General features: G+C 46.3%; 20 protein-coding genes. 2 read left to right on the top strand and 18 right to left on the bottom strand.

Annotated features, from left to right (window positions below; all coding sequences use genetic code 11):
- Nucleotides 1–568 precede the first annotated feature (568 nt).
- Nucleotides 569–2,104, bottom strand: coding sequence for a threonine ammonia-lyase, biosynthetic (gene ilvA / locus J6578_RS07055; RefSeq protein WP_287954193.1), 1,536 nt, complete (start codon nt 2,102–2,104; stop codon nt 569–571).
- Nucleotides 2,105–2,306: 202 nt separating this feature from the next.
- On the opposite strand from ilvA, the gene J6578_RS07050 reads away from it, so the two are divergent.
- Complete coding sequence (locus tag J6578_RS07050; protein WP_287954192.1) at nt 2,307–3,449, top strand: D-alanyl-D-alanine carboxypeptidase family protein; 1,143 nt, start codon at nt 2,307–2,309, stop codon at nt 3,447–3,449.
- A 198-nt stretch (nt 3,450–3,647) separates the two neighbouring features.
- On the opposite strand, the gene J6578_RS07045 is transcribed toward J6578_RS07050, so the two are convergent.
- The 16 genes from J6578_RS07045 to purL form a co-directional block, all read right to left on the bottom strand.
- Entirely contained in the window at nt 3,648–4,940 is a 1,293-nt protein-coding gene (locus J6578_RS07045) for an adenylosuccinate synthase (protein WP_093091606.1), read from the bottom strand.
- 36 nt (nt 4,941–4,976) lie between these two features.
- Nucleotides 4,977–6,128, bottom strand: coding sequence for an ATP phosphoribosyltransferase regulatory subunit (locus tag J6578_RS07040; protein ID WP_239365229.1), 1,152 nt, complete (start codon nt 6,126–6,128; stop codon nt 4,977–4,979).
- A gap of 153 nt (nt 6,129–6,281) precedes the next feature.
- Nucleotides 6,282–7,100, bottom strand: coding sequence for an undecaprenyl-diphosphate phosphatase (locus tag J6578_RS07035; RefSeq protein WP_093091611.1), 819 nt, complete (start codon nt 7,098–7,100; stop codon nt 6,282–6,284).
- Between the two features lie 108 nt (nt 7,101–7,208).
- The gene (locus J6578_RS07030; protein ID WP_287954191.1) at nt 7,209–7,904 is read right to left on the bottom strand and encodes a thiol:disulfide interchange protein DsbA/DsbL; all 696 of its coding nucleotides are present in this window, start codon (nt 7,902–7,904) and stop codon (nt 7,209–7,211) included.
- Between the two features lie 33 nt (nt 7,905–7,937).
- A complete protein-coding gene (locus J6578_RS07025) occupies nt 7,938–8,651 on the bottom strand; it encodes an SPOR domain-containing protein (RefSeq protein WP_287954190.1) in 714 nt (237 codons plus the stop codon).
- 98 nt (nt 8,652–8,749) lie between these two features.
- The gene (locus J6578_RS07020) at nt 8,750–10,246 is read right to left on the bottom strand and encodes a YifB family Mg chelatase-like AAA ATPase (RefSeq protein ID WP_287954189.1); all 1,497 of its coding nucleotides are present in this window, start codon (nt 10,244–10,246) and stop codon (nt 8,750–8,752) included.
- A gap of 11 nt (nt 10,247–10,257) precedes the next feature.
- Nucleotides 10,258–10,557: an accessory factor UbiK family protein gene (locus tag J6578_RS07015; protein ID WP_100150532.1), complete on the bottom strand. Its 300-nt coding sequence runs from the start codon at nt 10,555–10,557 to the stop codon at nt 10,258–10,260.
- A gap of 84 nt (nt 10,558–10,641) precedes the next feature.
- The gene (locus J6578_RS07010; protein WP_287951247.1) at nt 10,642–11,082 is read right to left on the bottom strand and encodes a hypothetical protein; all 441 of its coding nucleotides are present in this window, start codon (nt 11,080–11,082) and stop codon (nt 10,642–10,644) included.
- 90 nt (nt 11,083–11,172) lie between these two features.
- The gene (locus tag J6578_RS07005) at nt 11,173–11,961 is read right to left on the bottom strand and encodes an NUDIX domain-containing protein (protein ID WP_287954188.1); all 789 of its coding nucleotides are present in this window, start codon (nt 11,959–11,961) and stop codon (nt 11,173–11,175) included.
- On the bottom strand, nt 11,961–12,347 hold the full coding sequence (gene acpS / locus J6578_RS07000) for a holo-ACP synthase (RefSeq protein WP_093091625.1): 387 nt from the start codon (nt 12,345–12,347) through the stop codon (nt 11,961–11,963). The genes J6578_RS07005 and acpS overlap by 1 nt, the downstream gene beginning before the upstream one ends.
- A gap of 23 nt (nt 12,348–12,370) precedes the next feature.
- A complete protein-coding gene (gene pdxJ, locus J6578_RS06995; protein ID WP_287954187.1) occupies nt 12,371–13,102 on the bottom strand; it encodes a pyridoxine 5'-phosphate synthase in 732 nt (243 codons plus the stop codon).
- Nucleotides 13,103–13,176: 74 nt separating this feature from the next.
- Nucleotides 13,177–13,494, bottom strand: a complete 318-nt coding sequence (gene yfaE, locus J6578_RS06990; RefSeq protein ID WP_093091629.1) for a class I ribonucleotide reductase maintenance protein YfaE — start codon at nt 13,492–13,494, stop codon at nt 13,177–13,179.
- Between the two features lie 62 nt (nt 13,495–13,556).
- Nucleotides 13,557–14,690, bottom strand: a complete 1,134-nt coding sequence (gene nrdB, locus J6578_RS06985; RefSeq protein ID WP_093091739.1) for a class Ia ribonucleoside-diphosphate reductase subunit beta — start codon at nt 14,688–14,690, stop codon at nt 13,557–13,559.
- Between the two features lie 86 nt (nt 14,691–14,776).
- The gene (nrdA, locus tag J6578_RS06980; protein WP_093091631.1) at nt 14,777–17,056 is read right to left on the bottom strand and encodes a class 1a ribonucleoside-diphosphate reductase subunit alpha; all 2,280 of its coding nucleotides are present in this window, start codon (nt 17,054–17,056) and stop codon (nt 14,777–14,779) included.
- 376 nt (nt 17,057–17,432) lie between these two features.
- Nucleotides 17,433–17,939 carry an S-ribosylhomocysteine lyase gene (gene luxS / locus J6578_RS06975; RefSeq protein WP_239365209.1) on the bottom strand — a complete coding sequence of 169 codons (507 nt, stop codon included), beginning with the start codon at nt 17,937–17,939 and terminating at the stop codon, nt 17,433–17,435.
- A gap of 19 nt (nt 17,940–17,958) precedes the next feature.
- A complete protein-coding gene (purL, locus tag J6578_RS06970) occupies nt 17,959–21,891 on the bottom strand; it encodes a phosphoribosylformylglycinamidine synthase (protein WP_287952491.1) in 3,933 nt (1,310 codons plus the stop codon).
- Nucleotides 21,892–22,055: 164 nt separating this feature from the next.
- Between purL and J6578_RS06965 the strand changes: the two genes are divergently transcribed.
- Entirely contained in the window at nt 22,056–22,394 is a 339-nt protein-coding gene (locus tag J6578_RS06965; RefSeq protein WP_037407768.1) for a P-II family nitrogen regulator, read from the top strand.
- A 99-nt stretch (nt 22,395–22,493) separates the two neighbouring features.
- Here J6578_RS06965 and J6578_RS06960 read toward each other — a convergent pair whose 3' ends face one another.
- Entirely contained in the window at nt 22,494–23,084 is a 591-nt protein-coding gene (locus J6578_RS06960) for a biotin transporter BioY (RefSeq protein ID WP_287954186.1), read from the bottom strand.
- Between the last annotated feature and the right edge of the window lie 56 nt (nt 23,085–23,140).

The following is a 23,140-nucleotide window of genomic DNA, read 5'->3' as shown; positions in this document are numbered from 1 at the left end:
ATTTGTCCGCGATGTTTGTTATAGATGACTTTATAGCGGTTTTTATTCATTTTTATACCTATTGTGCTAATTGAAACTGGTTGATAATGATGTTTTTAAGCTGCTCTTGATTTAGATAAAGTTAATCCGTTTGATATAACGGTAAAGTTCTGTGCGTTGGTGCTACATGCTGGTAATTACTGGCTGTAATAAGTGGTTTTTATGATAAATGAGGGATTGGGATAGGCAGTTTATTTGATTTTAACTAACTGCTGCTGAGTATTCGATATGCGGAAGATTTCATTTTACAAGTTCTTTTATGTAAATATTTTATAATTATAATTAATTTTTGGGTTGTTTTCTATTATTATTTTTTAATGGTTTTAATATTTTGATAAATAAAATATATGAGGTGTTTTGTTAGGTATTAGGGGAATGGGTATGGTGTTATGAATATTGTTATTTGTTTGTTAGGTTTGCTAAGTATTTATGGTATGAACCAGTTTATCAATGATTAGTTGATGAACTGGTGGTTATGGTAATAAGCTGGGCTGTTATTCTGTGTTTTGAATAATGTAGATTAATGATATTAATGTTGGTTTGCTGGTTCGCCCAGAAATAGCTGATAAGCTGTATTGTGGGTTTGTTCCTGATAGGTGTAGCCAAGATTATCCAGAAAATTCTGGAATTTTTCTGCATCGGCCGGGGGGATGTCTAAACCTATGAGGACGCGGCCGAAGTCGGCACCATGATTGCGATAATGAAACAGGGTGATGTTCCAATCTGATTGCATGTGAAGTAAGAAGCGTCTTAATGCGCCCGGTCGCTCAGGGAATTCAAAGCTTATGAGGTGTTCGTTGGCTACTTTGCTGGTGCGTCCGCCGACCATGTAACGGATGTGTAGTTTGGCCATTTCATTGTGGGTTAAGTCCAGTGTTGGCAAGCCGTTGCTGTTTAGTTCTTGTGCAATGTGCTGTAAGTCGGCGGAGTTATTACTTTGAATGCCGACAAAGATATGGGCTTTGTGGTCGTCGCCATAGCGATAATTGAATTCGGTAATGCTTCTGTTGCCGATTAAATCGATAAAATGGCGGAAGCTGCCCGGCTTTTCTGGAATGGTAACGGCAAAGATGCCTTCATGGCCTTCTGTTAGTTCACAGCGCTCAGATACATGGCGCAGCTGGTGGAAGTTTATGTTTGCGCCACTGGTTACTGCTATTAGGTTCTGATGTTGACACTGATGACGGCTGATATAGGCTTTGAGGCCAGCAAGTGCCAGTGCACCGGAAGTTTCGGTTATGCTACGGGTGTTGTCGAAAATATCTTTTATGGCGGCACAGATGCTGTCGGTATCTACTACGATGATGTCGTCAAGCAGGTCACGGCATAGGTTGAATGTTTCTTCTCCTACTAGTTTAACAGCGGTGCCATCGGCAAACAGGCCAACTTCTGTCAGTTCGATGCGCTTACCCGCAGCAATAGATTGTTTCATGGCACAGGCATCTTCGGTTTCTACGCCGATAACTTTGATTTCAGGACGTACGTTTTTTATGTAGGCAGCTACTCCAGCAGCAAGGCCGCCACCGCCTATTGCTACAAAGACGGCGTCTATTGGTTTGGGATGCTGGCGCAGTATCTCCATGCCGATTGTGCCTTGGCCGGCAATAACATCGGGATCATCAAAGGGCGGGATGTAGGTGAGGCCGCTTTGGGCAACTAGTTGCATGGCATGGTTATAGGCGTCGTTGTAGGATTCTCCTGCCAGCACTACTTTGCCACCGCGTTTTTTGACGGCGTCAATTTTGATTTGTGGTGTGGTTTGGGGCATGACGATGGTTGCTTCACAGCCTAGTTTTTGGGCGGAAAGGGCTACTCCCTGAGCGTGATTACCAGCAGAGGCGGTAATCACGCCTTTTTTGAGGACGCTGTGTTGCAGTTTGGCCATTTTGTTGTAGGCACCGCGAATTTTAAAGGAGAATACGGGTTGTAAGTCTTCTCGTTTCAGCCAGATGTGGTTGTTTAGGCGGTCGGATAGGTTGGTTGCATAATCTAGAGGTGTTTCGATGGCTACATCGTAAACAGCGGCGGTAAGAATGCGGGTAAGATATTTGGTGTGCTTGTTCATGGTTTGTTGTTAAGGAATCGCTGATTTTGTTGGGCGGATTATTTGTTTAACTTATTTAATCTAAAATTAACGATAACGCGACTGTTTTTTTTATGCAAGTAAATTTGCTGATATGGCTTATTCTGGGTAGGTAACTGTTTATAATGATGGGTACAGAATAGGGTTGGTATGGGTTAATTCGGATTTAGATTTGATAGTAGATATGATGAGAATTTTTTTTCGTTGCTTCTGTGCGACTATGCTGATGGGTGTTTTGTCTTTAGCGCAGGCGGTAGGTTTGCCTGAGATCAATGCTGCTGCCTATGCGGTTGCTGATGAACAAAGTGGTATGATTCTGGCCAGTCGGGATAAGGATGCACGTATTGAACCAGCAGCTCTGACAAAGCTGATGACTGCTTATCTGGTTTTTGATGCTTTGCAAAGTGGTAAGTTAAAAGCTCGGCAACCGCTGAAGATTTCAGCTGCTGGCTGGCATACGGATGGTAGCCGCATGTTTTTACAGCAGGGTGTGCCGGTAAATGTTGAAACGGTGGTGCAGGGTATGTTGGTGGTTTCTGCCAATGATGCGGCGATTACGTTGGCTGAAGCGGTTAGCGGGGGGGAGAAGGCGTTTGTACGGCGTATGAATGCGGAAGCACAGAAGATGGGGCTGGAAAATACTCATTTTGTTAATTGCACTGGCTTGCCGGCAGAAGGGCAATATAGCAGTGTGGGTGATTTGTTGCAGCTGGCACAGGCATTGGTACGCGATTTTCCTCAATATCAGAGTTGGTTTGCTAAAAAATCATTTTCTTATAATGGTGTTACTCAGTTAAACCGTAATTTGTTGTTGTTCCGGGATGATCAGGTAGATGGGCTGGCTGTGGGTTATACTATTAATGGTGGTTATAATCTGGCGGTGAGTAGTAAGCGTAATGAGCGTAGGGTGATTGTGGTGCTGGTGGGGGCAGACAGCAGTGAGGCGAGAGCGGCAGAGGGCAGTAAGTTATTGGGGTGGGCATTAACTGCTTTTAATACAACTAGATTGTATCCAGCCAACCATAAGGTTGCCGATATTGCTGTTTATAAGGGGGCGACTGGTAAGGTAGCTGTGGGTTTTTTGCGTGATGTCTATATTACTTTGCCATCAGATGGTGCAAAGCAGTTATCAACTGAGCTTGAGGCGGTGCAGCCGGTGGTAGCACCGGTGCGTAAAGGGCAGGGTATGGGTACGCTGAAGTTGCTGTTTGGTAAGCAGGTAGTGGCGCAGCAGGAGGTGGTGGCTCTGGATAGTGTCGGTGAAGCTGGCTGGTTTGGCCGCTGGATGGCTGGTGTGTCTTTGTGGTGGCATGGTCTTTTTAGCTGAGCTACTTTGTATATGGATAGTAAGTAGGTTGTTTTGTAGGTCAAGCTGATGTGTTTGCTGATGTGGGTTAAGGTGGTTAGTTCAGTTTGTTGATGGTATGGGCTGGATTGTTAAAGTATTAAATGGTATATGTTAAGGTTTTGCATGAATTTTATTTAAAAAGGAACCCATCGTTAGATGGGTTCCTTTTTTGGTTAGTTATTCATACGGGTGATGTAGCAATATGGTTTCTTCACGGTCTGGACCGGTAGAAATCATGGCAATTGGTGCACCGCAGATTTCTTCAATGCGTTTTAGGTAGGCTTTGGCATTGTCTGGTAGGGCATCATATGATTTTAAGCCGAAGGTGCTTTCCTGCCAGCCTGGTAGGGTTTCGTAGATGGGGGTGCAGGCAGATACGGCATCTGAACCACAAGGCAAAATATCTGTTTTTGCGCCGTTGTAATCATAGCCTACACAGATGTTAATGCTGTCCATGCCATCCATGACGTCTAGTTTGGTGAGGCACAATCCGGAAATGCCATTTACTTGAATGGAGCGTTTCATTAATGCTGCATCAAACCAGCCGCAGCGTCGCGGGCGGCCAGTCACTGCGCCAAATTCGTTCCCCCGCTGTGCCAGACCTGCGCCAACGCTGTCGAAAAGTTCGGTCGGAAACGGGCCAGAACCGACGCGGGTGGTATAGGCTTTAACAATACCTAATACATAATTGAGTTTGGTGGGACCAACACCTGAACCAACGGCAGCAGCACCGGCAATGCAGTTGGAAGAGGTAACATAAGGGTAGGTGCCGTAGTCGATATCAAGGAAGGTACCTTGTGCTCCTTCAAATAGCAGTGATTCACCACGGGCATTCATTTCGTTCAGTTCGCGGGAGACATCTCCGACCATTGGCTGTATCTGTTCTGCAAGCTTGAGTGTCTGCTGATAGATTTGTTCTGCATCCAGTGCTTGCTGACCATACAGGTTGGTAAGCTGACAGTTATAGATGGATACTGTGTCTTTGATTTTCTGCTGTAATACATCCGGCTGAAACAGATCCATGATGCGTACTGCACGTCGGGCAATTTTGTCTTCATAGGCTGGGCCAATACCACGCCCGGTTGTTCCAATTTTTTTATCGCCTTTGGCTGCTTCGCGAGCATGATCCAGTGCAATATGGTAAGGCAGAATCAGTGGGCAAGTTGGTGCAATGGTAAGTTGTTTGGTTACATCGATACCGGCTTGCTGCAATTCGGCCATTTCACTGAGTAGGGCTTCTGGTGATACAACTACACCGGAACCGATAAAACAGCGTTTGCCAGTATGCAAGATGCCACTGGGAATTAGCCGCAATACGGTTTTTTTGCCATTTACTACTAGGGTATGGCCTGCATTATGTCCTCCTTGATACCGTACTACGCCGGAGGCACGCTCAGTTAGCCAGTCTACTATTTTACCTTTGCCTTCATCACCCCATTGGGTGCCGACAACGACGACGTTTTTTGCCATATGGTTTTACCTGCTCATACTAAGGGTTAATTGGTGCTACAAGGGAATCAGTTGCCATTGCTGGTTTTGCCAGACTAGTTGGCGGTCGCATCCTTTGATGTTATTGCTTTCAGGGGTGTAATCGATGATGACGCATTCACCGGCTGAACGCAGTTGCTCTATTTCGTTTTTTGCAGCGGTGGCATCATGTACGCTGACTCTTATGCCGCGCAGTTTTTCTACTGGAGGCAGATGCCCGATTAAATCACGTAGGTCAAAACTGAAACCGGAGGCTGGGCGACTGCGCCCGAAGTATTTACCCAGACCATCATAACGGCCGCCACGTGCCAGTGCATCTGGCCAATCTGCGCTGTAGGCGGCAAACAATAATCCGGTATGGTAGTTGTCTACGCGCAGTTCGCTCAGGTCGATAAATATATTGTGGTTGGCAAAAGCGGTGCAGATATGCTGTAGTTGCTGCAATGCTTCGCAGATTTCCGGTAAATCCGGCAATGTGGTCATGGCAGTGTGTAATACTTTTTGGGTGCCATATAATGTGGGTAATGCTTCGAATGCGTTAATCCATTGTTCCGGAAGTTGCCATTGCTGTACACGCTGTCGGACGGCAGCGGCGTTTTTAGCCTGCATAAGCTGCAACAGGGTGGTGGCTTGCTGTGTTTCTAGGTTGGCTGCTTTGGCTAGGGCATGAAAAATGCCTATATGGCCCAGTGATAGGGTTAGTTCTGGAACGTTGACGACAGCCAGACTTTTTAGCATTAGGTCAATCAGTTCTATGTCTGATTCGATTCCGGCATGGCCGTATAGTTCTGCTCCGATTTGTAGAGGTTCGCGTGTGCTTAAAAAGCCATCTGGGCGCGCATGCAGTACTGAGCCGGCATAGCATAAGCGGTTCACGCCGCTATTGGCTGAAAGCAGATGGGCATCAATACGGGCAACCTGCGGGGTAATGTCTGCACGCAGGCCAAGCTGGCGACCGCTGAGCTGATCGACAACGCGGATGGTTTTTAGGGACAAGCCTTCATCAATACGGGTAAGTAAGGATTGGCTGTATTCAAGTAGAGGAGGGCTGACAAGCTCATAGCCATGAACGCGATAAAGTGCTAATAGTTGTTCTTTGGCACTTTCGAGCTGGCGCGCGGCTGATGGAAGGATGTCGGCAATGTATTCGGGCAATTGCCAAGACTGCATTGGTATTCCTCACAAAATACAAGCCACACTGAATCCGTGGGAGCAGTGTGACGTAGACGAGAAAAGGCAGGTAAGATGCTGTGCCTGGGAGTCTGTTAAAACATCACTTTATCACAATTTAACGTTTATAGACCAGTGACAATTATGGCTGGATTACCATTTTACCCAGCCTGTGGCCCAGGTAAGCAAGATGATGCCACCAAATATAATCCGGTACCAGGCGAAGGGAATATAGTTTTTGTGGGCAACAAAACGCAGCAATGCTTTAACGGCTACGAGCGCGGATAGAAATGCTGCTATAAAGCCGATAGCGATAAGAAGTAGATCGTCCCGGGTAAATTCACTCATATGCTTGAGCATATCGTAACCGGTGGCAGCAATCATTACGGGTACGGCCAGAAAAAATGAAAATTCTGTGGCTGCTTTGCGTTCAATACCCCATAGCATCCCACCCATAATGGTACTGCCGGAGCGTGAGGTGCCTGGAATCAGCGCTAAGATTTGTGCCAGCCCTACTACTAGGGCATCGCGCGGACGCATTTGTTCAACGTTTTTGACTTTGGGTTCTATGTGGCTCTGGCGCTTTTCAATCCAGAGAATGAGGAGGCCGCCGATAACAAGAGCGGTGGCCACGGTGACGGGGTTAAACAGGAAATGTTTGATTTGTTTGTTGAACAGTAATCCAACGATAGCCGCAGGGATAAAGGCGATAGCTAGATTGAGAACAAAGCGGTTGGTGGCAGGTTCTTTGCCGATATGGGTGATGATATGGGCAAAGCGATGCTTGTATTCAAACACAATGGCAAGGATTGCGCCTAGCTGAATGGTGATGTCGAATACTTCGCCTGTGGTCTGAAATTTGAGCAGATTGCCGACAACAATCAGGTGGCCAGTACTGGAAACAGGTAAGAACTCGGTTAAGCCTTCTACGATCCCTAGTATCAGGGCTTTTAGAAATAAGATAATGTCCATTTTTATTTACTGTGGTTTGTGTATTGATGTCATGTTTTCTACGCAAAACAGCAAAACAATAGTGTGTTTAAGGGTAAACACACTATTGTTTGGTTTGTTGTCTGAAATCTATCGATTTGCAGAAGCAGCCAATGAGGCTCCTATGCTTTTCGGTAGTTTACGGGTAGTTGCTACGCTAATGCCATTCTCATTGCGTACTTTTTCAATTAATTCATTTAATGTAACCATTCCTGCCTGATATCCTCGCGGAAATTGTAGTTGGTACTTGCCTCCAACTATTACGATTGGTGTAGCCTGAATGTTGTATTTTTCACTCAATTTGCGCATGTCGGTAGCGATGGCAGAGTTTTCCTGACTGTTATAGGCTTTGACAAGTTTTTGCCCATCAAATGCGGTTTGCTGTACCGCCCATTTTTTGAATACGTCAGGTTGCCATAATTCGATGTGTTTGGTAAAGATGGCATCAAAAATTACTGGGTCTGCGTTTAGTTTCATGCCGGTACTGTTTACGGCTGCGGCAACTCGAGCCAGATTGTAGTAAACATTATCATCCCAGACAACGTGCACTGGACGCAGATAGGTATCGGGAGCGAAAGATTTCATTTCCTTGAGTATGTATGGTTCAAGATGTGAACAATGGATACAGCTGTAGGAGAAGAATTCCAGTACCTCTACTTTGTTTTTGTGTAGTTGCGGGATAGGCTTGTCGAGTACGACGTAGTCTACGTTAACTAATGCTGCCTGTGCTACTCCGCTGGTAAATGCCAGTGTGGTAGCTATGATGGTGATGATTTTTTTAAGCATGTTGATTCCCTGGTGTTATTAAAGCTGGCTGATTCAGGATGCTGCTCTGGTCAGGCTATCAATATTGTGTTGTTGCAAGGTTTTTTTAATTTCGCCGGCCTGATTCTGGCTGAGTTTATCGGTCTGAACACGGTATTTGATTGTACCGTTAACTTTGGCAGTATGTACGCTGCTGTTGATACCTAGCATGACTAATTTGGCGCGCTGTGCATCGGCATCGGTACGATTGTTAAAGGAACCGATTTGCAGATAGACTTTACTATCAGTATGCTGTTTTTCTACTGCCTGCTGAGCCTTTTCCAGACTGCCGTTACTTAATATCTGTTCTGGAGTGACGTGTGCATGGTTGGGTGCAACCGGTGCTTTCGGGGGTGTTTTATCTGGAACCTTATGCGGCTCTGTATGCTGGATTGGTGGTGTGTGGTTTGTAATGACTTCACTTTCAATGCCATTTAAGTTAACCGGCTGTGAGGCAGCAGGTGCTACTTGTGTTTCGCTGGCGGTTGTTGAAGATGGAATACTATTAGGTATAAATGGCTGGGTAGTAGATGCTCCATTGTTTGGTGTGAGTATTTCTGGCTGTGGTGGAGCAGTAGTAGTAGGAGGAGTATCAGGCATTTTGAAATCTGATTTGCTTTTGTTTAGGTAGAACAGGATGCCAGCGATGATTATGGTTGCAATCAGCAAACCGACGATAAAGCTGACGAGCCCTTTACCTGCCTGACGAAATGATATGTTCATATGCATGTTAAAAGCCTTTATGTTGGCATTATATACGGCAAAATCTGTTCAGAGTCGAGTTGTCATTTCTGTGGATATGACGCCCGTTTTTGCTCTGATTGATATTATAAAGCACGACGGAAACTTATGGCGCGCAAAATATGACTGGTTTCAACGTTGTGATTATCTGCCATATCAGCTAGGGTACGGGCAATACGCAAGATGCGGTGAAAGCTGCGTGCTGAAAGTGATAGTTTTTCCATGGCACTGGCCAGAGTCTGTTTGGCTGCTGTACTGATATGGGCGATAGTGTCCAGTTCGCGGTTGCTTAATTGTGCATTGATTTTACCCTGACGCTGATACTGGCGTTCGCGAGCTAAGCTAACACGCTCGCGAATACTGCTGCTGTTTTCGCCATCAGCCTGTTGTATTAAATCACTAGCGGGCAGGCTGGGTACATCGATAATGAGGTCTATACGATCAAGCAGGGGGCCGGAAATTTTGTCCCGGTAACGGGATATGGCTTCCGATGTGCAGCGGCACGGCTTGATAGGATGTCCGTGATAACCGCAGGGACAAGGATTCATTGCGGCTACAAGTTGAAATTTGGCTGGATAGGTAGCCTGCCGTGCCGCTCGGGAAATGTGAATTTCGCCACTTTCCAAGGGTTCGCGCAGAACTTCGAGTACTTTGCGATCAAATTCCGGTAGTTCGTCCAGAAACAAAATGCCGTGATGCGCCAAGGAAATTTCACCGGGACGGGGATCAGAACCACCACCGACTAGTGCTGCGGCTGATGTGCTGTGATGAGGAGAACGAAATGGCCGGATTTGCTGGTATTGTTGCTGCGCATGGGGTAAAAGTGACTGTAAAGACCAGACGCTTACCAGCTCTGTTGCTGTTAACGGCGGTAATATACTAGGCAGACGCTGTGCCAGCATGGATTTACCTGTTCCGGGTGGTCCTGACAATAATAAACTGTGGCCACCTGTTGCAGCAATTTCCAGTGCTAATTTGGCTGTTTGCTGTCCGCGTACATCGGCCATATCAGGATAGGCTGCTTCGGTGGTATGTTGTTGCAGATGTTGCGCATCAATGGCAGTAAGTGATTGCTGTTGGTTAAGATGGGCAGCTACAGCAGTCAGTGTGCTGGCACCATATACATGCGTTTGTGGCAGTAGTGCAGTTTGAAAAGCATTGTCTTGTGGCAGAATAAAGGCACGTTGTTGCTGTCGTGCAGCTTCTGCCATGGCGATGGCGCCGCGAATTGGTCTGATTTGGCCGGATAGTCCGAGCTCTCCGGCCAGCTCGTATTCAGGCAGACAAGTGCTGTCTATCTGGCCGGAAGCTGCCAGTATGCCGATGGCGATTGGCAGGTCAAACCGACCTGACTCTTTGGGTAGATCAGCCGGTGCCAGATTAACGGTAATTTTTTTGGCAGGAAAATCGAAACCGGACTGAATGATGGCAGCCCTTACTCGATCTCGGCTTTCTTTGACTTCGGTATCTGGTAAGCCAACAATACTGAATGCTGGCAAACCATTGGCCAGATGAGCTTCTACTTCTACTAGTGGTGCTGCCATTCCTGCCAGTGCGCGACTATAAACAACTGCCCAAGACATGGGATGATTCCTCAGGCTGGCAAATCGGTATTGTTGGTCTCTGTTGCACAAGCAGGATTGGTGCTACTGCTGTTTTGTGCCAGCAAGGCTTCCAGTGCAATTACTCGAGTTTCGAGCTCGGCCAGTTTTTCTCTGGTTTTCAGTAGTACTTGCTGTTGAATATCAAATTCTTCGCGTGTGATCAGATCCATGCGGCTGAAAGCACTGCCAAGCATGGATTTGACATTTTTTTCCATGTCTTTGATAGGGCTGTTGCTGATGGTATCACTGAGTTTATCGCTGATGTCGTCAAAAATTTTTTTGCTGAACATGACCTGAATCCTTTTGTTGGCAAGGTAATCAATGTCTGTGATTGTACGGGTGAAACAGTTGACGATGCAATGCTTATATGTTGCTTAAGGGGCGGAAAAGACAATAATGTAATGTTGATCGTCGAGTGTTAAATCGCCGAGAAAATCATTGCGCTCGTCAATACATACTGGCAGCACAGCATGGTGTGCGGTCCAGACGCCTTGTCCTTGTGGTTTGAAATCGGTGCGATTAAAGCCCAGATCCATGTTGCGCATGGTGAAATGTATGCTGATTCGTTTCACTGAAGCCGGTACCTGACGCATGCTGATGTCAAAAGGTTTGGTAATATCTGCAGGTGGTGTAAATTGGATTACTGCACCGCCAGGTAATATGCAGCCGCTACGCACATTACAGTTACTGAGTGTACTTTGTGCATCTGTACGGCTGTTTTGCCACAGAACAAGGCCAATGATGCTGGGGACTGCTATGATAAAGAGAAGTAGTCCGATGATGACGGTGGTTGAGTTTTTGGCAGGCTGAGTCATGGTGTTGGTTTTTTGTAGGGTAAGTTAAGGACTCAATATTTGTTGTCGGGCAGATTATGGTGGGCAAAGGAAACAGACTGATGTCGACTATTATTGCTCCTGAATGATGCCATGGACGCCAAGTGTAATCCAGTCGGGTTGTGCTGTAGGCTGGCTGGACTTTTCCAGTAAAGCCATAACGGGTACGCCGGAGGGATGTTGCTGTAACAGGTTAAGGAGTAGCTGGATGTCTTCAGTGCTGGATACAGGCCAGATAATGGCTGCGGCTGTTTGCGCCTGTAGCCACTGTTCGTGGTTATGGCAGATAGCCCAGGTGTTGGCTGTGGGATGTTGTTTTGTCAGTTGTTGCAATTGGCTGGCTGGTGCATAAACAACTGTTGTGGTAGCTATACCGGGCTGATAGGGCAGTATCTGTAATGCTGGCTGTTGTGGTATTGCGGTATGAAAGCCTGTATTGAAGTGGCCACTCATGTTTGTTGGAATGGCTAATGCAGCCAGAATAGGCGCATTTGCGGGCAATATCGGAGCAACGGTAAGATTGCCGGGCTGCTGCCAGTACCAGCTTTGCTGTTCACGTGCAGTTAATTGCCCATGCCACTGGTTGGCGGCAATGCGATAAAAATGCAGGTGAACATGAGCATGTTCGTAATGATGAATTTTGGTCAGCCATGGGGAGGCAGCAGTGATTTCTATACCCAGCTCTTCTGCAAACTCGCGTTGTAATGCGGCCAGTCGGCTTTCTCCAGTTTCTACTTTGCCGCCAGCAAATTCCCAGTAGCCGGCATAAGGTTTGCCTATGGGTCGTGAGCTGAGCAGAAATTCACCTTGCTGGTTATAAAGGACGCCAGCAACCACTTCAGTCAGACTGTTATTACTCATTATTTAATATACTCGGCCACGGCAAAGGCCACGATATGATTGTCTTCATCACTCAGGCTCAGGTGGATGCGACCGATGTTTTTTTGACTAAGCCATTGCGCCAATGGTTTTTCAACGATAAATTCAGGACGCCCCAGTTCGTTGTGACCAATACCGATATTGCGCAGAGTAACTGGGCTACGCAAACCGGTATGTACGGCTTTGGCAAAAGCTTCTTTGGCTGCAAAGCGTTTGGCAAGAAATTTTATAGGTTGGTTGGCTGATGGCCATTCCAGTGCTTCAATCCGTGACAGCATTTTTTCGGCCACTGCATTGGCTCCGTAGGTTTTGCACATTTTGGCGATGCGATCAATTTTTACTAAGTCTGTACCTATGCCGTAAATCATTGTTTTCCTTTTGCTGGTGAAGATTAATAAGGAATGCTGCGTGCGCGAAAAATGGCAGTTTTCATTTGTTCAATGGCTTGAGGCAATCCGATGAAAATCGCCTGAGCAATCAATGCATGGCCGATGTTGAGTTCATGAATGGCTAAAATTTTGGCAATGGGTGTGACATTATGGATATTCAATCCATGTCCGGCATTGACGATTATGCCCATTTCGCTGGCCTGATGAGCGGCCTCTTCGATACGCGCTAGTTGCTGTTGTCGCTGTTCTTTATCGGTGGAATCGGCATAGGCACCGGTATGTAGTTCAATTACCGGTGCGCCGACTTCACGGCAGGCTTGTATCTGCTGCTTGTCAGCATCAACAAACAGGGAAACGCGAATGCCGGCAGCAGTTAGTTTCTGAGTATATTCTGCTACTTTGTCTTGTTGTGACAATACATCCAGCCCACCTTCGGTGGTGATTTCCTGTCTTTTTTCCGGAACGATGCATACATCAGTAGGCTGAACGGCCAGTGCGTTATCCAGCATTTCCGGGGTGAGTGCCATTTCGAGATTGAGGCGGGTGCTGATGGCATTTTTGACAGCAAATACATCAGCATCATGAATATGGCGCCTATCTTCGCGTAGATGCATGGTAATCAGATCGGCGCCGTGCGTTTCGGCAAGTAATGCGGCTTCAAGTGGGCTGGGATAATTACTGCCGCGGGCGTTACGCACGGTTGCAACATGATCTATGTTTACGCCAAGTAGCATAAGCTTTTACCTAGTATTAGTTAAATGGTATGTTACGATACTTTACCCTTACCCGGCTGTAAAGATAAACTGATTTAACTTTGTTTTGCTGCAAATAAATCGTTATCAAAGAGATCAGGATTGTGTTCTGGGGTGTCGTCCCTGAGATGGCAGACTAAATGCAAATCGCTGTCTGCCTGACAACAGCAGGGTAAGATTTCACCTGGCGCGATAAAGGCTAGTGGCTGCTCGGGATAGCTTACTTGTCCGGAAAGCAGTTTGAGGCGGCAGGCACCACAATAACCACTGCGACACTGGTATTCAATTTCGTGTCCGGTACGTTCTAGCCCTTCCAGCAAGGTTTCGTCTTGTTGCAGGGTAAACGTTTTGTCGCAGGTGGTGATTAAGTTCATTTCCTGTATCGTTGCGGTTTGGTTAGTGTCTGTGGCTTTTGCCAGACTGGGTAGGGGCGGATTTAAAGTTCAAAATCGCTTAAGTCGTCTTCATTCAGTTCGGCATCAATCTGGCCAACCAGATATGAACTGACTTCAACTTCCTGTGGTGCTACCTGTACGTTGTCTGAAGACAACCATGCATTAATCCACGGAATCGGATTTTGCTTGGCATGCTCAAAAGCAGGCTGCAATCCTACGGCCTGCATGCGCAAGTTGGTAATGTATTCGACATACTGACCGAGAATGTCTTTATTCAGTCCAATCATGGATCCATCTTTAAACAGGTATTCAGCCCAGTCTTTTTCCTGCATGGCGGCACGACGGAATAGGTGGAAACATTCTTCTTCGGTTTCTGCTGCAATTTGAGCCATCTCCGGATCATCTGCACCTGTACGCATTAAGTTGAGCATTTGTTGTGTTCCGGTGAGGTGTAATGCTTCATCGCGGGCGATCAGTTTGATGATTTTGGCATTGCCCTCCATTAGTTCGCGTTCGGCAAACGCAAATGAACAGGCAAATGAAACATAAAAACGGATTGCTTCGAGTACGTTGACGCACATCAGACACAAATAGAGTTTTTTCTTCAGCTCATGCAGATTGATTTCTACTGTTTTGCCATTAATCTGGTGTTTACCTGCGCCTAGTAAGTTGTAGTATTGGGTATATTCGATTAGATCATCATAATAGCAAGCGATTTCTTCAGCACGGGCAATGATGTGTTTGTTTTGTACGATGTCATCAAATATGATAGATGGATCGTTGACGATATTGCGAATAATATGGGTATAGCTGCGTGAATGAATGGTCTCGGAAAACGACCAAGTTTCAATCCAGGTTTCTAGCTCGGGAATGGATACCAGAGGCAGTAGGGCAACATTAGGACTGCGCCCCTGTATGGAGTCAAGTAAAGTCTGATATTTTAGATTGCTGATAAAGATGTGTTTTTCGTGCTCAGGTAAATTGGCATAGTCGATGCGGTCGCGTGATACGTCTACTTCTTCCGGACGCCAGAAGAAAGACAGCTGTTTTTCAATCAGTTTTTCAAAAATATCAAATTTTTGTTGATCATAGCGGGCTACATTGACAGGCTGACCGAAGAACATTGGTTCTGTCAGGGCATTATTCGGTTTTTGACAGAATGTGCTGTAGTTCATTGACAGATGTTCACAGGCCATGGCGATACTCTTTATTTAAATTGATATAAACGGGGAATAAAGGGTGCTTGTGCACCCTTGGGGAATCAGATTTTGCAGGCTCCGCTGGCGCAGCCATCATCTTGAATGCTGGTTTGCATGTCGTCGGCGCCATCACGGGTATTCTGGTAATACAGGGTTTTCAGGCCGAATTTATAGGCCGTCAGTAAGTCTTTGATTAATTGTTTCATCGGGACTTTTTGTCCTTCAAAGCGTTGCGGGTCGTAGTTGGTATTGGCAGAAATGGATTGGTCGACGAATTTTTGCATGATACCCACCAGATGCAGGTAGCCTTCATTATTTGGCATATCCCACAGCAGTTCGTAGTGGTTGTGCAAGCGCTCAAATTCTGGTACGACCTGTTTGAGAATGCCGTCTTTGGATGCTTTCACGGATACGAGCCCGCGTGGTGGTTCAATACCATTGGTGGCATTGGCAATCTGGCTAGATGTTTCTGAAGGCATCAGTGCCGTGAGGGTGGAGTTACGCAGGCCATGTTTGACGATATCAGCGCGTAATGCTTCCCAGTCCAGATGCAGAGGCTCCTGACAGATTTTGTCCAGATCTTTTTTGTAGGTATCAATTGGCAATAAGCCCTGTGCATAGGTGGTGTCGCTAAATTTAGGACAGGCACCCAGTTCTTTTGCCAGTTTAACTGATGCTTTGAGCAAGTAATATTGGATAGCTTCAAATGTACGGTGGGTAAGGCTGATAGCTGAACCATCACTGTATTTGACGCCGTTTTTGGCCAGATAGTAAGCAAAGTTAATCACTCCGATACCAAGTGTACGCCGGTTCATGGTGGCCAGTTCGGCAGCTTTGATTGGATAGTTCTGATAATCCAGTAAGGCATCTAGAGCACGGGTAGTGAGCTCAGCCAGTTCTTCCAATTCTTCTAGATTTTCCAGTGCCCCCAGATTAAATGCTGACAGGGTACACAAGGCAATCTCACCAGACGGGTCGTTAATGTCGTTTAGTGGTCGGGTGGGCAAGGCAATTTCCAGACACAGATTTGACTGGCGCACTGGTGCCAGTTTGGGATCAAACGGGCTGTGGGTATTGCAGTGGTCAACATTCTGGATATAAATCCGTCCGGTACCGGCGCGCTCCTGCATTAACAGGGAGAACAGGTCAACAGCAGGTATACTGCGACGAGTAATGCTGCTGTCTTTTTCATATAAGACATAGAGGCGTTCAAATTCGTCCTGATCAGCAAAAAATGCGTCATACAGACCTGGCACTTCGGATGGTGAAAACAGGCTGATGTTTTCTCCTTTAATCAGGCGGGTATACAGCAGGCGGTTAATCTGTACGCCGTAATCCAGATGACGAACACGGTTTTCTTCTACGCCACGATTGTTCTTCAGTACCAGTAGATTTTCTACTTCCAGATGCCATAAAGGATAGAACAGGGTGGCTGCTCCGCCGCGTACTCCTCCCTGTGAGCAGGATTTAACGGCAGCCTGAAACATTTTATAAAATGGAATACAGCCGGTATGCTGGGCTTCACCACCGCGTATTTCGCTGCCTAGGGCGCGAATGCGTCCAGCGTTAATACCAATGCCGGCTCGCTGGGATACATATTTGACAATTGCGCTGGTGGTGGCATTGATGCTGTCGAGGCTATCATCACATTCAATCAGTACGCAGGAAGAAAACTGGCGTGTTGGTGTGCGCACACCGGACATTATTGGTGTGGGCAGGGAAATTTTGAAGGTGCTGATGGCATGATAGAATTTTTTTACGTATTCCAGTCTGTCAGCTTTTGGATAGCGTGCAAACAGACACATTGCTACCAGTATATATAAAAACTGTGGGCTTTCAAAAATTTGTCTGGTAACACGGTTCTGTACCAGATATTTGCCTTCAAGTTGTTTAACCGCGGCATAGGAGAAATTTAGGTCGCGATTATGGTCAATGCAGGCATTCAGTTCATCAAATTCAGCCCGTGAATAATCCTGTAATATGTGTTCATCGTATTTGCCTGATTCAGTCAGGCTGGTTACGTGGTCATACAGATGTGGCGGTTCAAACCGGCCAAAAGCAATTTTGCGTAAGTGAAAGATCGCCAGACGGGCTGCCAGATACTGATAGTCTGGTGTTTCGGTAGATATCAGGTCGGCAGCGGCCTTGATGATGGTCTCGTGAATGTCATCTGTGCGAATACCATTGTAAAACTGGATGTGTGAGCGCATTTCTACTTGAGATACGGATACATTATCCAGTCCCTCTGCTGCCCAGGTAACAACTTTATGAATTTTATCCAGATTGATATCTTCCAAACTTCCGTTACGTTTGGTTACTTTGAGATTGCCTACCGCATTCATGAGTGATTCTTTCTAGCACAAGTAAAGCAGAAAAAAACAGTGACGCCACAAAATGTAGTGGTCAACTGTTATTCTAAACACAATATACTGGTTTTTTGCTTTAAAAAAAAGTCTTGTCAAAACTGACTATATCCGCTTCTTCATAATGAGTGAGTTAAGCGATGTAATGATTTTTGTTGATTCACAAATAGTTTGGTCTGATTTGTCTCATTTTGAATGAAACTGTAAAAAAATTATTAAATTTTCAGTTTTTTTATATCGGGGGATAAATCTGCGCTGTATCTGGCTACATTTACAAGGAAAAAGACATACTGCCTAAAATATAAGCTCGGCTCGGCGTTACTTAATTTTAGACAGTAATTACAAATACAGGATTCTAGTGTTGCAATAGTGACTCATCTAATTTTAAGTCATTGTTGTAATTAATGCTAATCTGGCTTTCCAGCACTTTTTGAGCAATAGCTTTGGCTTCTTCAAGCGAATGCATGGTATAGCTGCCACACTGATAGCGGTTCAGTTCGGGTATGTGATTCTGATCGACTACTGCAAGCACATCCTGCATGGCCGCAGCCCAAGCATTGACCACGGTGGCTTCATCAGGGGTGCCAATCAGGCTCATGTAAAAGCCGGTGCGGCAGCCCATGGGGGAAATATCGATAATTTCCACTTTATCGCTGTTGAGGTGGTTGCGCATAAAACCAGCAAATAAATGTTCGAGTGTATGCATGCCTTTTTCTGGCAAAATAGCCTGATTGGGTTTGCAGAACCGCAAATCAAATACGGTGATGTCATCCCCTTTAGGCGTGGACATGTTTTTGGCTATACGCACTGCTGGTGCCTGCATACGGGTATGGTCTACAGTAAAACTATCCAGTAATGGCATGATGATTCCTTTGTAATTGTCAGCCTAATACTTTTCTGGCACTGGCAAACAGCCGGTACCAGCCAGACATTTCCGGCCAGTCTCGTGGAGCCCAGCTCATTTGTGCCGTCTGAAAAACTCGTTCCGGGTGCGGCATCATGATGGTGACTCGGCCATCCTGATTGCTGACACCTGCAATACCGGCCGGAGAACCATTCGGGTTGAGCGGATACCTATCCGTTACCTGATTATGACCGTCCACATATTGTAGTGCAATAGCCAGCTCTGGTGGTACTTTGTTTTCCGGCAAATGGGTAAAGTCTGCCCGTCCCTCACCATGGCTTACGACAACCGGTAAGCTACTACCAACCATATCCGCCAGAATTAATGATGGAGAGGCAGGAATGGTAACCATACTCAGGCGTGCTTCAAACTGTTCGGAACTGTTACGGCAAAAGCGTGGCCATGTATCTGTACCCGGGATAATCTCAGCCAGATTGCTGAGCATCTGGCAACCATTACATACGCCAAGTGCCAGTGTGTCCTGACGGGCAAAAAATTCAGTAAACTGTTGCCGAAGTTGTTGATTAAATAAAATACTCTTGGCCCAGCCTTCACCGGCACCGAGCACATCGCCATAGCTGAAACCACCGCAAGCAGCCAGCAGGTGAAAATCTTTCAGTGTTGCACGTCCGGCCAGTAAATCGCTCATATGCACATCATGGGCAGCAAAACCGGCACGAGTGAATGCAGCAGCCATTTCCAGCTGTCCGTTTACGCCTTGTTCGCGCAAAATGGCCACTTTAGGCTGCGCGCCCCGATGAATATAGGGCAGAGCGATATCCTCGGCAGGATTAAAGCTTAATTCGGCAAATAATCCGGATAAGCGTTCCTGCTCCAGTAGGGCAAACTCACTGTCTGCACAGCACGGATTATCGCGTAGACGTTGCATGTGATAACTGGTTTCGCTCCAGCTTTTTTGCAGATCCACTCGATTTTCATTGAGTAGAACTGTATTGCCGTGGTGTACCATCAATCGGTCGGTGGTGTTGATATGACCAATAATATGTAGGGTATCAGTCATTCCGGCCGCAGCAAAGGCAGCCTGAATACTGGCAACATCTTCATTGTGTACCTGAATCACGGCACCCAGTTCTTCAGTAAAGAGGCTACGTACAGCCGCATCCTGTAGCTTCTGGTTGTGGCTATGCTGGTTGGTCTGCTGGATAAGTGAGGCAATATTGATGGTAACGCCTATATGGGAGGCAAACATCATTTCTGCCAGTGTCACTACCAGACCGCCATCACTGCGGTCATGGTATGCCAGTATTTTCTGTGCGCGGATTAATGATTGTATGAGCTGGAAAAAGTCAGCCAGCAGGGCTGGTGTATTTACATCAGGCGCACGGCCACTGAGATTTTTCCATACTTGTTGCAAGGCGCTGCCACCCATGCGACTACAGCCCTGCCCAAGGTCGATGGCCAGCAGGGTAGTGTCTGCAATATTCTGTAGTTCAGGCGTAACGGTATGGCAAACATTGTTTACCGGGGCAAAAGCCGTGATAACCGCAGACAGGGGGGAAACCACTCTTTTTTCTTCGCCGGTATCATGCCAGATTGTTTGCATTGAAAGGGAATCTTTGCCAACAGGGATACTGAGCTGTAATTTCTGGCATAGTTCAGATACTGCCTCTACTGTTTCATACAGACGTGCATCTTCACCAGCAAAACCACAAGCAGCCATCCAGTTGGCAGAAAGTTTAATCTTACTGAGTGTGCCGATGTCGGCAGCGGCAATGTTGGTTAATGCCTCGCCAACGGCCATGCGTCCAGATGCTGCGCCGGAAAATAATGCCAGAGGTGATTTTTCGCCCATACTCATGGCTTCACCAAGCAGGGTATTAAAGCCCATTTTGGTAACCGCAACGTCTGCAACTGGTGTCTGGAAACGTCCAACCATTTGGTCACGGTGGGTAAGGCCGCCAACACTACGGTCACCAATGGTAATCAAAAACTGCTTGCTGGCTACAGTGGGCAGACGTAATACCCGGTAAAGACTTTCACGAATATCCAGTTTGCTGCCATCAAAGGGGGCGATTTCTTCGTTAATGGTATAGTCGTGACGGGTAACTTTTGGTGGTTTGCCCAGTAATACGTCCAGTGGGATATCTACCGGATTATTGTTGAACAAGTCATCATGTAGCTGTAATTGTCCCTCATCTGTAGCGGTACCAACAACAGCAAACGGACAGCGTTCACGCTGGCAGATGGCCTGAAAAATTGCCAGATTTTCTGGCAAGATCGCTAATACATAGCGTTCCTGCGCTTCATTACACCAGATTTGCAGCGGATTGAGACCATGTTCTTCCAGTGGTATCTGACGTAACTGAAACACAGCCCCACGGCCGGCATCGTTTACCAATTCCGGAAAGGCGTTGGATAAACCACCAGCACCGACATCATGAATGGAGATAATTGGGTTGTCTGTACCCAGTTGCCAGCAGCGGTCGATAACTTCCTGAGCACGACGCTCAATTTCTGGATTGCCGCGCTGTACTGAATCAAAGTCCAGATCGGCATGATTGGCTCCGGTACTCATGCTGGATGCAGCTCCGCCACCTAAACCGATGAGTAGGCCGGGGCCACCGAGCTGAATGAGTAATGCACCGGCGGGAATATTATCCTTGAACACCTGCTGTGCCTGAATATTACCCAATCCACCGGCGATCATGATGGGTTTATGAAAGCCACGCATGGTACCGCTGAATAATTCTTCAAAGGTACGGAAATAACCGAGAAGGTTGGGGCGACCAAATTCATTGTTAAAGGCTGCACTGCCAATCGGGCCGTCCAGCATGATATCCAGTGCACTGCTGATGTGTGCCGGTTTGCCATACTGATTACGGGTAGCTGTATATTGCTCCCATGGCTGGATAAATTCGGGTATAGAAAGATTGGAAACGCTGAAACCGCTCAAACCTGCTTTAGGGCGTGCACCCTTGCCTGTAGCGCCTTCATCGCGGATCTCACCTCCGGAGCCAGTAGCGGCACCGGCAAAAGGTGCAATCGCAGTAGGATGATTATGGGTTTCAACTTTCATCAGAATATGGGTTTGTTCAGTATTAAACTGGTATTGCTGTTGATTCGCCTGAGGATAAAAACGTTCAATAGTGGCACCGGCTATAATTGAAGAATTATCTTTATAAGCTACCAGTGTGCCTTCAGGGTGTGCCTGATGGGTAGCGCGAATCATGCCAAACAGAGATTTAGGCTTGGCTTCAGCATTAATGATAAATTCGGCATTAAAAATCTTGTGGCGACAATGTTCAGAGTTTGCCTGAGCAAACATCATCAGCTCTACGTCTGTGGGGTTGCGTTGCAGCAGCTGATAATTCTCAACCAAATAGTCTATTTCATCCGCGGATAATGCCAGTCCTAATTGTTGGTTTGCTGTTTCCAGCGCGAATTTACCCTTTTCTAGTACATCAATACAGGTAAAACTCTGCGCTGCTGTTGTATGAAACAGTTGTGCCGCATCTGCTACAGAAGCAAGTACGCTTTCGGTCATGCGGTCGTGTAATATTGCCTGCCAGCGATCTTGTTCCTGCTGACTGAGCTGGCGGGAAAAGGTATACAGGATGCCGCGTTCGATGCGTTCAATCATAGTGAGACCACAATTATGAACAATATCGGTGGCTTTAGATGCCCAGGGAGAAATAGTCCCCAAACGCGGAATAACTAATAGCTGAGTACCGGCAAGAGTATTACTTTTCTGCTGCGTGGCACGCAACAATTCAAGTAATTTTTGCTGATTGTCTGAATTAAGCGCAGTTGCTGACGCCACAAAATAGCGAAATTCGCTGTTTATCTGAATATCGCAATCCAGTTGCAGTTTTGCAGCCTGCTGTAACAATTTTTCAATACGAAAAGGGGAAAGTGCGACCTCGCCGCACAGTGACAGTACAACTGACATAATGAGGGTAGCTCACTTCGGTAGTGGGTTTGGGCTGAAGCGCAATTTTACGCGAAAAACAAGTACGATGCTTGATTTTATATTAGTGGGTATGGCTGGTTTGAGTTTCGGATTAGGATATGGTAGTTTTTAACTCTGTGGATACAGTTAAAAGAGGTGCTATTATGAAAAAAATTGAAGCAATCGTTAAACCGTTTAAACTAGATGATGTACGTGAAGCTTTATCTGATGTAGGTTTTAGCGGAATGACTGTGTCTGAGGTCAAAGGTTTTGGACGCCAGAAAGGACATACAGAAATTTATCGTGGTGCCGAATATGCAGTGGATTTCTTACCTAAGGTGAAAATCGAACTGGTATTGCCTGCTGATCGAGTTGAACAGGCAATTGAGGTCATTGTGGCTGCTGCACGCTCTGGTAAAATCGGTGACGGTAAAATTTTTGTATTGCCGGTGGAGGCAGCGGTGCGTATCCGTACTGGTGAGCAAAATGAAGCGGCAATTTAAACGTAGACTAGATTAATGCCAAACCGTCTGCATTCAATTATAAAAAATAGTTTTATATATCAGTTGTATGTGGATGGTTTTACTGTTTATATATAATAATCAGTAGCGTTTTTGGCTTGAATGATGCCACAGACCTAACATAATTACAGTAGCCATAAAGAATTTGAGTAAATCAAAACCGGCAAACGGCAGATAGCCTAGTTGCAGGGCATGATGGATATCTGTGTGCAGGTAGAAAGCCAGATAGATTACTCCAAAGATAAATATCATCTGGTGAGCAAGTGCAAAGGCACACAATCCGCTGAAAAAATGCCGGTCATAACCTCTTTCCGCAGCCAAGCCTGCTATGTAGGCACTGACAATAAATCCATACAGATAACCGGCTGAAGCTGATGCCAGAGCATTTATCCCGCCATGACCACCAGCAAAGAATGGCAGGCCGCAAGCTCCCAGTATTAAATACTCGATCATAGCCAATACGGCAAGTCTGCGCCCCAGACAAGCACCAAGCAGTAAAACTGCCAGAGATTGCAGGGATAAAGGCACAGGTTGCAGAGGGATACTGATATTGGCTGATAAAGCCATAATCAGGGCAGCGGCCGTTGTAGCCAGCAATTTGCGTTGCCATCGGACTATAGAGCAGTATTGCAGCAGATAGGGACGATAAGTATGGGATATTATGGTATTCATGAAAAGCCGGAATTATGAAGAAGAATCAGGTGAGAAAACAGATGCTGATAAATAAA

Source organism: Snodgrassella sp. (assembly GCF_024103505.1).
Classification (GTDB): Bacteria; Pseudomonadota; Gammaproteobacteria; order Burkholderiales; family Neisseriaceae; genus Snodgrassella; species Snodgrassella communis.
This window is presented reverse-complemented; position numbering and strand designations above follow the sequence as displayed.

What these genes read in the sequence shown, in the direction of transcription:
- ilvA (WP_287954193.1), bottom strand. Translation starts at nt 2,104, where the DNA reads ATGAACAAGCACACCAAATATCTTACCCGCATTCTTACCGCCGCTGTT.
- J6578_RS07050 (WP_287954192.1), top strand. Translation starts at nt 2,307, where the DNA reads ATGATGAGAATTTTTTTTCGTTGCTTCTGTGCGACTATGCTGATGGGT.
- J6578_RS07045 (WP_093091606.1), bottom strand. Translation starts at nt 4,940, where the DNA reads ATGGCAAAAAACGTCGTCGTTGTCGGCACCCAATGGGGTGATGAAGGC.
- J6578_RS07040 (WP_239365229.1), bottom strand. Translation starts at nt 6,128, where the DNA reads ATGCAGTCTTGGCAATTGCCCGAATACATTGCCGACATCCTTCCATCA.
- J6578_RS07035 (WP_093091611.1), bottom strand. Translation starts at nt 7,100, where the DNA reads ATGGACATTATCTTATTTCTAAAAGCCCTGATACTAGGGATCGTAGAA.
- J6578_RS07030 (WP_287954191.1), bottom strand. Translation starts at nt 7,904, where the DNA reads ATGCTTAAAAAAATCATCACCATCATAGCTACCACACTGGCATTTACC.
- J6578_RS07025 (WP_287954190.1), bottom strand. Translation starts at nt 8,651, where the DNA reads ATGCATATGAACATATCATTTCGTCAGGCAGGTAAAGGGCTCGTCAGC.
- J6578_RS07020 (WP_287954189.1), bottom strand. Translation starts at nt 10,246, where the DNA reads ATGTCTTGGGCAGTTGTTTATAGTCGCGCACTGGCAGGAATGGCAGCA.
- J6578_RS07015 (WP_100150532.1), bottom strand. Translation starts at nt 10,557, where the DNA reads ATGTTCAGCAAAAAAATTTTTGACGACATCAGCGATAAACTCAGTGAT.
- J6578_RS07010 (WP_287951247.1), bottom strand. Translation starts at nt 11,082, where the DNA reads ATGACTCAGCCTGCCAAAAACTCAACCACCGTCATCATCGGACTACTT.
- J6578_RS07005 (WP_287954188.1), bottom strand. Translation starts at nt 11,961, where the DNA reads ATGAGTAATAACAGTCTGACTGAAGTGGTTGCTGGCGTCCTTTATAAC.
- acpS (WP_093091625.1), bottom strand. Translation starts at nt 12,347, where the DNA reads ATGATTTACGGCATAGGTACAGACTTAGTAAAAATTGATCGCATCGCC.
- pdxJ (WP_287954187.1), bottom strand. Translation starts at nt 13,102, where the DNA reads ATGCTACTTGGCGTAAACATAGATCATGTTGCAACCGTGCGTAACGCC.
- yfaE (WP_093091629.1), bottom strand. Translation starts at nt 13,494, where the DNA reads ATGAACTTAATCACCACCTGCGACAAAACGTTTACCCTGCAACAAGAC.
- nrdB (WP_093091739.1), bottom strand. Translation starts at nt 14,690, where the DNA reads ATGAACTACAGCACATTCTGTCAAAAACCGAATAATGCCCTGACAGAA.
- nrdA (WP_093091631.1), bottom strand. Translation starts at nt 17,056, where the DNA reads ATGAATGCGGTAGGCAATCTCAAAGTAACCAAACGTAACGGAAGTTTG.
- luxS (WP_239365209.1), bottom strand. Translation starts at nt 17,939, where the DNA reads ATGCCATTACTGGATAGTTTTACTGTAGACCATACCCGTATGCAGGCA.
- purL (WP_287952491.1), bottom strand. Translation starts at nt 21,891, where the DNA reads ATGTCAGTTGTACTGTCACTGTGCGGCGAGGTCGCACTTTCCCCTTTT.
- J6578_RS06965 (WP_037407768.1), top strand. Translation starts at nt 22,056, where the DNA reads ATGAAAAAAATTGAAGCAATCGTTAAACCGTTTAAACTAGATGATGTA.
- J6578_RS06960 (WP_287954186.1), bottom strand. Translation starts at nt 23,084, where the DNA reads ATGAATACCATAATATCCCATACTTATCGTCCCTATCTGCTGCAATAC.